General features: G+C 49.4%; 13 protein-coding genes. 8 read left to right on the forward strand and 5 right to left on the reverse strand.

Annotation, left to right across the window (positions count from 1 at the left end; all coding sequences use genetic code 11):
- Positions 1-21 precede the first annotated feature (21 nt).
- Positions 22-276 carry a hypothetical protein gene (locus AAHB90_RS00005; protein WP_342082849.1) on the reverse strand — a complete coding sequence of 85 codons (255 nt, stop codon included), beginning with the start codon at positions 274-276 and terminating at the stop codon, positions 22-24.
- A gap of 5 nt (positions 277-281) precedes the next feature.
- Positions 282-470: a hypothetical protein gene (locus AAHB90_RS00010; RefSeq protein ID WP_342082850.1), complete on the reverse strand. Its 189-nt coding sequence runs from the start codon at positions 468-470 to the stop codon at positions 282-284.
- Positions 471-735: 265 nt separating this feature from the next.
- On the opposite strand from AAHB90_RS00010, the gene AAHB90_RS00015 reads away from it, so the two are divergent.
- On the forward strand, positions 736-3345 hold the full coding sequence (locus AAHB90_RS00015; protein ID WP_342082851.1) for a PVC-type heme-binding CxxCH protein: 2610 nt from the start codon (positions 736-738) through the stop codon (positions 3343-3345).
- 81 nt (positions 3346-3426) lie between these two features.
- Positions 3427-4347, forward strand: coding sequence for a hydroxypyruvate isomerase family protein (locus AAHB90_RS00020; RefSeq protein WP_342082852.1), 921 nt, complete (start codon positions 3427-3429; stop codon positions 4345-4347).
- Positions 4348-4458: 111 nt separating this feature from the next.
- Here AAHB90_RS00020 and AAHB90_RS00025 read toward each other — a convergent pair whose 3' ends face one another.
- Complete coding sequence (locus AAHB90_RS00025) at positions 4459-4767, reverse strand: isoamylase early set domain-containing protein (RefSeq protein WP_342082853.1); 309 nt, start codon at positions 4765-4767, stop codon at positions 4459-4461.
- 146 nt (positions 4768-4913) lie between these two features.
- A complete protein-coding gene (locus tag AAHB90_RS00030; RefSeq protein ID WP_342082854.1) occupies positions 4914-7175 on the reverse strand; it encodes a TonB-dependent receptor in 2262 nt (753 codons plus the stop codon).
- A 177-nt stretch (positions 7176-7352) separates the two neighbouring features.
- Here AAHB90_RS00030 and AAHB90_RS00035 point away from each other — a divergent pair, with 177 nt between their 5' ends.
- Positions 7353-7763, forward strand: coding sequence for a DoxX family protein (locus tag AAHB90_RS00035; RefSeq protein ID WP_342082855.1), 411 nt, complete (start codon positions 7353-7355; stop codon positions 7761-7763).
- A gap of 61 nt (positions 7764-7824) precedes the next feature.
- Here AAHB90_RS00035 and AAHB90_RS00040 read toward each other — a convergent pair whose 3' ends face one another.
- The gene (locus tag AAHB90_RS00040) at positions 7825-8796 is read right to left on the reverse strand and encodes an aldo/keto reductase (RefSeq protein WP_342082856.1); all 972 of its coding nucleotides are present in this window, start codon (positions 8794-8796) and stop codon (positions 7825-7827) included.
- 160 nt (positions 8797-8956) lie between these two features.
- Here AAHB90_RS00040 and AAHB90_RS00045 point away from each other — a divergent pair, with 160 nt between their 5' ends.
- From AAHB90_RS00045 to AAHB90_RS00065, 5 genes are all read left to right on the forward strand, one after another.
- Positions 8957-9721, forward strand: coding sequence for a M23 family metallopeptidase (locus AAHB90_RS00045; RefSeq protein ID WP_342082857.1), 765 nt, complete (start codon positions 8957-8959; stop codon positions 9719-9721).
- Positions 9722-9787: 66 nt separating this feature from the next.
- A complete protein-coding gene (locus AAHB90_RS00050; RefSeq protein ID WP_342082858.1) occupies positions 9788-11074 on the forward strand; it encodes an aminotransferase class V-fold PLP-dependent enzyme in 1287 nt (428 codons plus the stop codon).
- A 183-nt stretch (positions 11075-11257) separates the two neighbouring features.
- A complete protein-coding gene (locus tag AAHB90_RS00055) occupies positions 11258-11869 on the forward strand; it encodes a hypothetical protein (protein WP_342082859.1) in 612 nt (203 codons plus the stop codon).
- A 122-nt stretch (positions 11870-11991) separates the two neighbouring features.
- Positions 11992-13164, forward strand: coding sequence for a glutathionylspermidine synthase family protein (locus tag AAHB90_RS00060; protein WP_342082860.1), 1173 nt, complete (start codon positions 11992-11994; stop codon positions 13162-13164).
- A gap of 212 nt (positions 13165-13376) precedes the next feature.
- On the forward strand, positions 13377-13709 hold the full coding sequence (locus AAHB90_RS00065; protein WP_342082861.1) for a hypothetical protein: 333 nt from the start codon (positions 13377-13379) through the stop codon (positions 13707-13709).
- The last annotated feature ends 25 nt before the right edge of the window (positions 13710-13734 follow it).

Consider the following 13734-nt stretch of genomic DNA (forward strand, 5'->3'; position numbering starts at 1 on the left):
GCCGAAAGGCTCCTTTTTGCGTTATTCGTGCTGATTGGCTTCAAGGTTCAGAGCTTCGACTTCGGCCATGAATTGTTTAAATTCTTCCCGTGACTCTCTGGATTTGGTAAGTAGCCAATGACTGTATTCTACCATTGCATTTCCCATGGATTCTTTGTCCTCATCCGACGCCGCTCGGTAAAATGCGAGCCATTCCTCGTTGGCTTTTGTGAGAGCAGGCATCGTTTTTGCGTCATACAAGGCTTGCGTCAACTCTTCCTTTTTCATCGCTTTCATGATCGTTATTTCGATTGTCTTAATACCTTCTCTAAAATCTCTATGTCTTCATCCAGTAAGCGCAACTCATCGAGAAGTTGATTCTGGGCTTGCTCTGTTAGTTTGTCGACTACCAGCAGATTACTTAAAGCAAATTTGATTTCAGCTTTTTTGTAAATCTTCACGGCAATGGGATGCCTTACTTTTTCTTTCATAAACTGATAGTGCATGTGAATCGTACCTAAATTTAATCACCTTTCACTTCTAAATCAAGCCACTTCAAATCGCCAAAAGGTTACAATTTTCAAAGACTCCATTTCGTAAATCCCGAAACATGAGGTATTTTTATAACGTTTTTGAAATTATCTGCATCATCAAAAATTCGTTTTGAAACAATTCCCTATCGTGAGATCTGCGTGGTGTGCTGCGTGCCTTTTTATTTCCCTTTCATTCCAAGGTTTTAGTCAAGTTGTTGATTCATTGGTAGTTGTTGATCCCGATAGCGCCTATGCGGCATTGTCGGAGACAGAACGGCGATTTTCGCGTAATGCCGTAGCCGGCGTGCAGGCGGCGGCCGGGCTCGAAGCGACACTCTTTGCCTCGGAACCGAATGTGATTAACCCCATCAACATCGATGTCGACCATCGCGGGCGCGTGTGGGCGTGCGAGGCGTACAACTACCGGCCGGCCGTGAATGGGAAATCGGAGCTCGGGCAGGGCGACCGGATCGTGATCATGGAGGATAAGGATGGCGATGGTAAGGCAGATGTTACCAAGGTCTTTTACCAGGGCCCTGAGCTCAATGCGCCGCTGGGCATTTGGGTGATGGGCAATAAGGCGATTGTTTCGCAAAGCCCGTACGTATGGCTTTTTACCGATACCAATGGCGATGATAAAGCCGATACGAAAGAAGTTCTGTTCAAAGGAATTGGCGGAACACAAAATGATGCCGGTGTGCATTCATTTGTGTTCGGGCCGGATGGAAAGTTTTATTTCAACTTCGGTAATGCCGGTCGGCAGTTAGTGGATGGCCAGGACCGCCCGCTGCTCGATAAATATGAGAGGCCCATTGATTTCAGGCAATATAAGCAAGGCGTAGTCTTCCGCTGCGAGCAGGATTTCACCAAAGTCGAGATCATGGCCGAAAACTTTCGCAATGGTTGGGAAGTGGCTGTGGATAGCTACGGCACGATGTGGCAGTCGGACCAGGAGGAGCCGGGCAATGGGGGCGATCGAGTGTCGTATGTGATGGAGAATGGTAATTTCGGTTATATCGATGAAATAACCGGTGCAAGCTGGCGTCTCAACCGCACAAATCTTGAAGATGAAATTCCGCGCCGCCACTGGCACCAGAATGATCCCGGCGTAGTGCCCGATTTGCTGGAAACGGGTTCCGGTTTTCCAATGGGTATGACGATTTACGAAGGCGATTTGCTGCCACGCCGCTATTGGGACCAGATTTTGCTCGCCGATGCCGGTCAGGGCTATGTGAGTGCTTTCCCCGTGCAGAATGATGGTGCAGGTTATAAATCCACCGGCATTATTCCCGTTCTGGAAGGCAAACGCGATAAATGGTTCCGGCCCACTGACGTTTGTGTTGCGCCGGACGGTTCACTCATCATTTCGGACTGGTATGACCCCGTGATCGGCTCCAATAAAATGAAAGACCGCAGCCGGGGCCGTATTTTCCGTGTTGCGCCAACGGGGACGCCTTACAAAATTCCGGTATTCGACCTGTCGATACCCGAGCAAGCAGTAAAAGCGTTGCAAAGCCCGAACTTGTCGCAGCGTTACCTGGCCTGGAATGCGTGTGTGAAGCACGGCTGGGCGGCAGAGCCGTTTTTGGAAGAGCTTTTCAGATTATACAATGGTAACCCCAAACTCCGGGCCCGTGCCCTGTGGGTGTTGAACCGCATCGAGGGTTTCAACTACCGAAACCTCGACATCGGTTTTCGTGAATTGAACCCAAACCTGCGCATTACTGCCTTGCGCGCCGTACGCCAGCGCAACAGCGATCCAACGGAATACATTAAGCGGCTAACCTCCGATCCCGATCCTCAGGTACGTCGCGAGTGCGCATTGGCCATTAACCATAACCATACCTATGAGGCTTTGGACGTGTGGCTGCAATTGGCAAAACGATACAAAGGCAACGACCGCTGGACGGTCGAAGCGCTCAGTATCGGAGCCTATGACCAATGGGAACGACTGTTTCCGGCCTGGCTGGAAAGGTCGGGGCCGAAACCGTGGATGACCGACGCGGGAAAAGACATTATCTGGCTCGCCCGCACGCGTAAGGCTATTCCATATTTGAGTGAACTGGCGGCTGACACCTCGGTTAGTTTCAAAAGCAGGCTGCGCTATTTCCGCTCCTTTGACTTCTTCCACGCAGGTTATGAGAAAACCCAGGCGCTATTGAGTGTTTTGAATGTGCCCTCCTCCGACCGGATCGAAGTAAGTAAACTGGCCTTGCTGCATTTGGATAAATCATTTGTAACCAACTCGCAACAAGGGTTGACGGCGCTGAACAAACTTCTCGACGAAACTTACGGTACTGAGCACTATATCGACCTCATGACACGCTATGAGCTCGAATCTGAAAACGACCGGTTGTTAAAGCTGGCTTTGAGCAAGTCCGACGAGGTGATCGGTCGCGACGCAGGCGCGCTGCTGCTCGAACAGGCGGGAATATCGTACGTTACCCAGAAACTCGCCGGTATGAATGAGACGAAAAAATCGGCCTTGCTGGCTTCCATTCAGACAGTCGGCAGTTCAGAATCTATTTACCTGTTAAGATCGACGTTATTAAATGCAGGAGAACCGATCAGCGTGCGGAAGGATGCCGCGCGATACCTGGGCGCGAGCTGGCCGGGGGAGGAAGCGGTTGTGAAGTTGCTCATAGCCAACCAGATCGATGGCGAGGTGAAAGAAGCGGCATTGGAAGGCGTAAAGAATGCATTCCGGGAGGAAATCAAGGCGCAGCTGGCCCCATATTTCCCCAAACCTCCCGTGGAGGAGGTGGTCGCTACACCGGAAGAGCAACCTAAAAGTGGTAAAAAGGAGCGTCGGAAACGGAGAAAGAACCAATAGGACGAAGATTCAGGGGCGATTTTGGGGTATATTTCCGGACTGTACATCTTTACAATCTGAAACAAAAACATCGAAACATTTATGCTCCGCAGAAATTTTGTAAAATCTACCCTTGGTTTGGCTGGTGCCGCAATCGTAGCAGGGGATGCATTTGCCTCCGCTCCGATGGCCAAAAACAAGTTTAAGCTAAAATACGCTTCTCACTTCGGCATGTTCCAGAACAGCGCCGGAAAAGATGTGATCGACCAGCTTAAATTTATGGCAGACCAGGGATTCATGGCATTGGAAGACAATGGTATGATGGGCCGTCCGGTGGAGCAGCAGGAGGCCATTGCCAAAGAAATGAGCCGTTTGGGTATGGAAATGGGTGTGTTTGTGGTAGATAAGGGCGGCAATGGCGCCAATACGCTTGCTGCGGGCAAAAAAGAATATATCGATATCTTCCTCAATGGCTGTAAAAAAGCGGTGGAAGTGGCGAAACGCGTAAATGCGAAGTGGATGACGGTCGTACCGGGCGATTTTGAAAGAAACCTGCCCATCGGTGTGCAGACAGGCCATGTGATCGATGCATTGCGACGGGGAGCGGAAATCCTGGAACCACACGGGCTGGTAATGGTACTCGAACCGCTGAGCGACTCACCGAATTTGTTCCTGAGAACTTCTGATCAGACTTACGAGATCTGCCGCGGTGTGAACAGCAAGTCGTGCAAAATCCTGTACGACATTTACCACATGCAGAAAAACGAAGGCCGCCTCATCTACAATATCGACCGGACGTGGAGCGAGATCGACTACTTCCAGATCGGCGACGAGCCCGGCCGTAAAGAGCCGACAACCGGCGAGATCAACTACAAAAACATCTTCAAATACATCTACGACCGGAGCAAAAAAGAAGGAAAGTCGTTCATCATGGGTATGGAACACGGCAATTCTCAGCAAGGAAAAGAAGGAGAGGAAGCGCTGATTAAAGCATACGTGGAGAGCGATAGTTTCGCGATATAGCTTTAAGCTGTAAGCTATAAGCAATAGGCTTAATATAACTATAGGCATTAAAAAACCGGGAAATGCTTCCCGGTTTTTTGCTTATGGCCTAAGGCCTAAAGCTTACAGCCATTAAAGTACCACCACCGAATTCTCGGTAGCGTCAACGCCTGCGGGAACGTATTTGTCTGCTTCCCAGTCATTTTCCCACTTCTCACCGTCGAGGATATAACGGAACTGATATTCTCCGGCCCCCAGTTCGAGGCTGGTTTTAAAAGAACCGTCTTTTTGTTTTTTCAATGCGATGGCTTCTTCCGGGTTCCAGCCATTGAACTCGCCCACAAGAGCAACTTTCTTCGCTTCCGATGCCGCCTCAGCAGGAACTGTAAACGTTACCTTGTAAACAGATTTACTCTTTACAAACTGTTTTGCTAATGCCATAATAAGTAGTGTTAATTAGTTGATGGCTCAAAGATACAATCAAAAATTATTCAAATCAATGAATATCAACATGCTAAATGTTTTCGATCTTTGAAAAGTCATATAATAACATTTCTTTCGACATTTTTCGTTAAGGCGCCTCCGCCTCATCTGAGCGTGTACCTGACCCCCAAAAATGCCCTTATGCCCTGGTTTGGCGCAAAAACATAGGATGGGTCGAAGGTTAATCGGTAGGGGTTGTCGGGCGTGGCAATTACCTGTCCTTGCTCGTCGAATTTTACGTTTTTGTCGAACGGATCATTCGCGCGGGCGATCGAATTGGCGGGCGGCGTGAAGTTGAGCAGGTTTTTGACACCCCCGTAAATTTCCAGTCCATTATCAAATTTTTTGGTCATCTGGATGTTCTGCAAAGACCATACCGGCGAATTCGCGGCGCGCGGATCGTCGTCGCTCAGGATCGGCAGGCGCATAGGACCGTAGATGTTACCGGTATAGTCGAACGAGAGCCCGGCCTTCTGCATTTCGTAGGAAACCGACCAGGTACCGGTGAATTTCTCGGTAAGAACGGGCCTGAAACGCACGCCGTTTTCTTTCTGGTAGTTATCCATGTAAGTACCGCCCGCAATGATCTTCAATGGGAAGGGGAAATTGAAATCGAGGTTGAGACTAATGCCTTTGGAAACCGCGTAACCGTCGAGGTTATCGTAAATAATCTCGTTAGGGTTGGTATCGTAATCGGGCAGGATGCGGTTAGTGAAGTGTGTATAAAATACCGAAGCGTCGATGCCGATAAACGAATTGCCGGTAACGATCTTCTTGACGAAGTTGATATTTCCATTCCAGCTTTGTTCGGGTTTCAACGCTTCCTTCAAAATCACCTCGCGCGAGCCGGTCAGCGCGGCATGATCTTCGGTAAACAGGTTCACGATCCGGAAACCGCGGCCGATATTCAGCCGGACTACATCGGTTTGATTAAATTTATATTTATAGGCCGCTCTCGGAGTGAAAATGCTTCCATGACGACTATTGTAGTCGTAACGCGCGCCTAACAGAATGGAATGCGGACCACTTTTAATCTCGTCCTGGATAAATATGCCGGGCAGGTAAATCTTGTCGGCGTGGTCCTGGCCGTCGGCGTAACGGGTAGCTGGCGTATTATCATTATAAAATGTGTAGCGAAATGGAGTCCCCATCAGCAGGCTGTGCTTCCCTATCTCTTTGTCCCACAAAAACTGCGCGAATACGATTTTCTGGTCGGCATTGAAAGGAACATGGCCATATGCCGAATTCTGGTTATGGGAGCTAAAAGAGTATTGGAGCGTCACTTTTTCCGTCGTCGGGAGCTGATAGTTGCCGAGCAATTCAAAACGTTTGGTATAAATACTCTCTCCATAAACCTGGTCACCACCCCGGTACGACCGGTTCCATTGCATTTGCCCGCCCCAGCGGTCCTCATAATAGTAACGGGCCGCCACATTGGCCTGCCGGTTGTTTTTCAGGTCGAACGACCATTTGTTGAAGATCGAAATGCGGTTCTGAAGCGTGAGATCCGTGAAGCCGTCGTTATTATTGTCGACCGGGTTTTGATAGTTAAAATAGTTGATACCGAGCAACGAACTGCTTTTTTCGCTGGGAGTAAACTTGATACCAAGATCCACATTGTAATCGCGCCAGGTGGTGCTGAAAACGTCGGCAGATAAGAGGGGCGCTTTGGATGGATTTTTGGTGATAATGTTGATCAGCCCGCCTACCGCCTCCGAACCATACAGTGTAGACGCCGGCCCTTTCACGATTTCTACACGCTCGATCAGGCTGTTTGGGATGCCCGAAAGACCGTAAACCGTCGAAAGTCCGCTTACCATCGGCATGCCGTCGATCAGTACCATGGTGTAGGGACCTTCCAGCCCGTTGATGTGGATATCACCGGTGTTGCAGACGTTGCAGTTCAGTTGCGGCCGCACGCCATTTACGTAACTTAATCCTTCAAATATGCTGGGAACCGGGTTTTTGTAGAGGAATTTGGAGGTAATTATATCAACCGGTACAGGGCTGTCGAGTTTCGAGACTTCCTTCATTGTACCAGTCACAACCACCTCTTCCAATGCATTGGCGCCCGATTTCATGACAAAATTCCTTCTGAGGTCCCGGTCGATCCGCACATTCTTTTCGGTGATGGTGGGCAACGAAATGTAGCTGACGCGAATCGTATAGCTACCCTTAGGAATGCCGTTCAGGCGAAAATAGCCTGCAGTATCCGCCGTTGTTCCGGTTTTCAATTCATCGATATAGATCGACGCGCCGAATGCCGGATCACTCTGACCTTCCAGTGAAATCTTTCCGGAAAGTGAAAACTGTGCGCAGACGGTAAATGGCAAGCAACTGAGCAATAAGAGTATGCGTAGTATCATAGTATGGTCGAATTATTAATTTCCTTTTCTCTGAATATAAATTTAGACAAACCTAAAAATAAAACTTGATATATGAAAATTAAAAATTCGGTTACAGGAAACCGAATGGGAAACTATCTTCGGCACGGCATTGGTTGTAACCTTTGCGAATTCATTGATAAACCAAATTAACTCACTATGCTTAAAAGATTTCTGAGACCGATTAAACTGCCTGGATCGGTGGATTGGGCTGTTCTGATCCTGCGGGTTGGGGTTTCCTGCCTCATGCTGACGCACGGTTATGCCAAGCTTACAACGTTCCTTAGCGGCGACCATTCGTTCGCCGACCCGATCGGGATTGGTGAGGAACTTTCGTATGTACTCACAATTTGTGCCGAGTTCGGTTGTTCGATCCTGATTATCCTCGGCCTCGGAACACGTGCGGCACTCATTCCGCTGATAGTCACAATGATTGTGGTCGTGGCGATTGTGCACGCCAAAGACCCGTTCGATATGAAAGAACACGCGCTGTTGTTCCTCATTCCTTATATTACGTTGTTCCTTACCGGCCCCGGGCGGTTTTCGGTCGATAGCAAGTTGTATCGTTAAGGATTCCGCGCATTCAAAAACAAAATGCCTTCCGGTGGTGGAAGGCATCTTGTTTAAACAGCTATTGCGACCATTTGGTAGGCTGGCGGTCCCAGCGGTGGGCTTTCATTTTTTCGGCCACTGCCGGATCGAGCTTCGTGCCATCGCTCACGGCAACGTTGGCGCGTACATTTTGAAGTCTGCGCATGCCCGGGATCGTCGTATGCACGTCGGGGTTGTTAAGGATGAAACGCAAAGCGAGTTCTGCCATCGTCATGCCTGCCGGAATGTCGGCGCGCAATGCTTCCGCATGATCTACGCTCGCATTCAGGTTTTCAGGCACGAAATAGGTCGAGCGCCAGTCGTTGGCGGGGAAAGTGGTTTCTTTGGTCAGCGTTCCGGTCAACGTTCCCTCGTCGAACGGCACGCGGGCAATCACGCCGATGTCGAGCTTCCGGCAGAGGGGGAATAAATTATCCTCCGGCGCCTGGTCGAAAATGTTATAAATCACCTGCACGGCGTCGATCAGGCCAGTTTCGAGCGTTTTCAATGCATTGTCCGGCTCCCAACGGTTGATACTGATACCCCAGGCACCTACTTTTCCTTCTTTCGTCAACTTTTGAATGGCTTCTTTCCATTCGTCTTCCTCCGCCCAGGCGTCTTCCCATACGTGGAATTGCAGGAGGTCAATTTGCTCGGTACCGAGGTTTTGAAGGCTTTTTTCGGTGTATTCCACAATGTAATCGGCAGGGAATACGTCTTTCAACGTGAATTCGGGGCGCGATGGCCATTGGCGGTTTTTAGGTGGAATCTTGGTAGCGGCGTAAAGCTTCTTGTCGGGATAGCGTTTAATCAGCTCGCCGAGGATGCGCTCGCTCAGGCCTTCGCCGTAGCCCCAGGCGGTATCGAAGAAATTGACACCTGATTCGACGGCCAGGTTGAGAGAGTCATCCGTTTCCTTGCGGTCGGAGCCCGTCCAGCCCGCCAGTCCCCACATTCCATAACCTACTTCGCTGATTTCCCAGCCAGTTCGTCCAAAACGACGTTTTTGCATTGTAATCTGTTTTTAGTGTTTGACCAATAAAGAACTTCTCTGCATTTATTTAACATAGAACGGGTACCTTTGCAAGGCTTTTTTATTAGTGAGCCTTCTCGCTATCGTTCTTCAAAACAAGGTTTAAGTGAAAGAAAAAGGGTTGATTAATGTATTGTTGATGACGTTTAAAAGAATTGCCGGGATTGTGTTGGTGATCTGTATGGCCGGTTTGACAAACCAGAGTGAATCTTCCGATAAAATTGCGGAATACTGTGCAGTTTTCCATCAGATCCAGATGGATATCCGCGATAATGTGATCACCCCCGACTCGGCGCGTGCGGCATTTGGAGCTGTAATGCGGAACCTCAGGGCTGAATTCAGAAGGGATACTTGCAGGTCAATTGACTCATCCTATTTCGTTTATCCCATAAGGGGTTATACGGCCAGGGAGTCGGTAGGAGCGGGAGGCCGCGGCTACCGCCCCAATGGTTTTGATCTTTTCGATATGAATGTGACCGGCAGCCATCCCGCCCACGATCTTTTTGTACGCGACAAAGACCAGGACGTACTCGACGACCGGACCTGGCAGCCGATCGACGTGCTTGCATTCACTTCGGGTCTTGTCGTAGCCACCGAAACAAGCTGGAAGTACGACAGCGAGTACCGCGGTGGCAACTGGATATGGATTTACGATCCATGCCTGGACGGTCTGTTTTACTATGCGCATAATAATATTGTGGAGGTACAACCTGGTCAGTGGGTCAATGCAGGCGACAAGATTTCGGAAATGGGCCGCTCGGGCTACAATGCGTATCAAAAGCGTTCGCCGACGCATTTGCATTTGATGTTCCTTCAACTCGATGTCGACGGGCTGCCTATGCCCGCCAACACCTACGAATGGTTGAAACAGGCGACTGTAAACGACGGTTTAGGGGCTGAGTAGTTGGGTTTGAAGTAGATATTCAATATATTGTACTTCACTCCAATACTATTCCTTAAATAAAATTTTATGAACAACCGCCGTTCTTTTTTCCGGAAGAGTGCTGCCCTCGGTATGGGTGCTTTCGGGATCAACAGCCTTTTCAATCAGCTTCACGCCGAACAATTCCTCGAAGCAGAAAAAATTTGGAACCCAGCCAGCGAAAGCAACGAAGAGTACTGGTCCGTAATCCAGGATGCTTACACAGCGAGCAAAAGCGAAATCATTATCCTCAACAATGGAGGCGTTTCTCCCTCGCCGACCGTAGTACAGGAGGCTTTGGACAAATATAACAAAGCTGCTGCGCAGGGCCCGTCGTACTATATGTGGCGCATTATCGACAAAGGGCGCGAACCGCTCCGTCAGCGCCTGGCGAGGCTCGCAGGTACCGATGCGGAGGAAATCGCGATCAACCGCAATGCGACCGAAGCATTGAATACCATTATTTTCGGTCTGCCGCTCGAAAAAGGCGATGAAGTGATAGGTACTCTGCAGGACTACCCGAATATGGTGCAGGCATACAAACAGCGCCAGATGCGGGATGGCATCGTCTACAAGCAGCTGTCCTTCGATTTCCCCATTGAAAATGACGAGCAGATCGTGAAAGCCTATGCTGATGCAATTACGCCAAGGACTAAAATCATTCACGTAACCCACATTATCAACTGGGTGGGCCAGATCATGCCCGTGAAAAAGATTGCCCAAATGGCGCACACCAAAGGCATCGAAGTAGTGTGCGACGGCGCGCATACATTCGGTTTGCTCGATTATAAAATCCCTGATTTGGAATGCGACTATTTCGGCACCAGCCTGCACAAGTTTCTGAGCGCGCCGGTAGGGAGCGGCATGATGTGGATCAAGAAGGATAAAATCGAGAAAATATGGCCGTTGCTTTGTAACAGCGAACCGAAAAGTGGCAATATCCGCAAGTTTGAAACGCTCGGTACGCGCAGCTTTCCGATCGAGCAGGCCATTGGGGAAGCAATCAATTTCCAGGAAGGCATTGGTAGCAAGCGAAAGCAGGACCGGATCCATTACCTGAAAAAATACTGGGCTGAAAAAGCCGCGCAAATTCCGGGCGTGAAAATCCATACCTCCCTAAAACCGGAATTTTCCTGTGCGATAGCCGGTGTAAGTATCGAGGGTATGAAACCCGAGGAGCTCGACGGCAGGCTGATGAAAGACTATCAGATCCACACAGTGGGTATCAACTGGGAAAACATCCATTGCGTGCGCGTGACGCCGCACGTGTACACGAAAACGAGCGACCTGGATAAGCTGGTAGGCGCGATCGAGAAAATCGCGAAAAAGGCCTGATATTGTTATTCATTAATGTACATTGAGCATAGCTGGCTGAGTTGCCGGTTATGCTCAATTTTTTTTGCCGCCTGTAAGTCCGTAGGTTACGATATCCACCGGAAAAACCATTGACACGATTCATGGCCCTGCGGCAGTTTTCATGCATTACTTTTGAGAAATCCTCAACAGAAAATCAACATTATGATACAGTTACGAAAGGGTTCTTTTATCAGGAAGGTGAAAGATATCAGCATGGGCGGTGCATTGGCGCTGGCATTGCTGTCGGGAACGGCGCTTGTTTCCTGTTCTTCGAATGATGACGAATCAGATTACAGTTATGAAGAGACGACTTACGGAAAGGGGATCAGGTCACATATCAAAGAAGTAAGCCCGGGCGAATTCAAGATCATCAGCGAAGAAAACGTTCCGGCAGATAGTTCGATGGCGATCGTTTCCTACCTGGATGGCCACAAAGATACGCTCAACCCCATGGCAGCCAAGGCGTTGATCGACCAGGAAATCCGGTCGAACCCGCACATGGGTTATCACAGCGGACTTTCGAGCATGCTGCTTTATGGCGGAATGGGGTACCTGCTCGGCCGGAACTCTTCCTATTCTTATATGAACAACTACCGCGACAGGATGGGCGCGGAGCGAAGCAGGTCGTATTACGCTAACCCCGGCGCGTGGGCGAGCTCACGCAGCGCAGCGTTGGGCGTGGAAACTTCTCGCTCCGTGCGGACAGTCACGACGAGGCCTGCGGGAGGCCGTAAAGGTTTCTTCGGAAGGTTGTCGGGGCGAAGTGGGGGCTAGGAAGTTTAGAGTTTATGAGTTAAAAGTCCATGCGTTAACTGTTCATGGACCTATCGCCTTACTCATAAACTCATTAACCCTAAACTCATCACGCTTGACTTTATGAACTTTAAATTCCAACGATGGTAAAATTGAAATCACTGCCCAATCCGCCACAGGATGCATTGCAAAAAGCCGGCTGGGACTGGGCGCTTGGTACAGACACGACACCTTATGTGGTGAATGATATGGTCGTCGTAACCGAGCAGCAGGCCGAAAGCTATTATGAGGCGGCGGGTACATTATATGATATGCTGGTTGAGGCGGGGCAGTATGCGATCGATCAGGATCTTTTCAAAGAAATGGGGATCCCTGAGAACCTCATTGATCTGATCAAAGTCTCGTGGAGCGACGACCGGCAAATCCATCTCTATGGTCGTTTCGATCTCGCCGGAGGCTTTGACGACGAGCCGGTCAAGCTGATAGAGTTCAATGCCGACACAGCTACCTGCATTCCTGAAACGGCGGTTGTGCAATGGGCGCATTTGCGTATGAACGGAATGGACGAATCGAAGCAGTTTAATACGGTTTTTGAAACGTTGGTAGGCCAGTTTGTTTATTTAAAAGAAGAAAACGCCGACCTCAGCCCTTCAATGTTATTCTCGTCAATGCGCGGTTATCCCGAAGACGATACCAATGTTGCTGTGCTGATGGGGGCGGCGAAGGAAGCTGGATTCGACGTCGAATTCGCCTATGTCGAGGATGTAGAGTTTTCCAATGGCGAGGGGATATTTTACCAGGAAGCGGAACACGGGCATTTTGTCCGGTTTGATTTCTGGTTCAAACTGGTGCCATGGGAGTACATCGGCACCGACGAGCCGGAATTGGCGGCAATGCTGACGGAAATCGTAAAAAACAGAAAGGCAGTGGTTCTGAACCCGGCCTATACATTGTTGTTCCAGTCCAAATACATTCTGAAAATCCTGTGGGACCTTTACCCATATCATCCATTACTGCTACAAACCGAACGTTACCTGCTATCGCACAAAAAATCGGTGAGCAAGGTGTTGCTGGGCCGGGAGGGCGCTAATGTTGCCATTCACGACAAAGGCGGCGAGGTGTTGGAAACTGCGGCGGGAGAATACGACGGGCAATCACGCATTTACCAGGAGTATGTTGAACTGCCAACTGACGCTGACGGCCATACCTATCAGGCAGGGGTGTTCTACGCGGGCGAAGCGTGCGGGCTTGGGTTCAGGCGGGGCGGGAAGATTCTGGACAACACCGCGCAATTTGTGGGACACGTAATTGATTAAGGCAATGCGTAAATTTACTTGCCTATCAATCAGATCGTTACCGAAGGATCATTGAATCGACCGTTTACTAATCAATTTGCCGGAATGTCCATGGCAGCAGCGAAGTTTGTACAAGTTTTTCAAGCGCTGCTGGTATGAAAGTTTTAAGGAAGCCGGAAACTTGGTCAGCAGTTCAGCATATTCATCGATCCTTAATTGTTAAAAAGACAGTCATGATTCACGAGAAAATTTTCCAACTAAAAAGCGGCAGGGAGGTTAAAGTCGTCGTAAAGAGTTACTTCCTCCACGATAATCCGCAGCGCGATACCGATTGCGAGATTTTAATCCGCGAACCCAAAGAGAAGTACTTTCGCACACCAATCGGGGTTAATCACCCTCAATACTGGAAAATGAAGCGGTCCAGCGCACAACAGGCCAAAGTCATTCTGATGGAATACAGCGGAATCACGCAACGTCAGATCAACCAGGCAATTACCGAATTTAACCGTATTCTCAGCTACCCGCCAGCACACATCGGAATGCAATATGAAAGCGAGCTGGTTTAAAGCAAAGGTTAAGTTTTTTTACATC

The sequence above is a fragment of the Dyadobacter sp. OTU695 genome (genome assembly GCF_038440355.1).
Taxonomy (GTDB): Bacteria; Bacteroidota; Bacteroidia; order Cytophagales; family Spirosomataceae; genus Dyadobacter.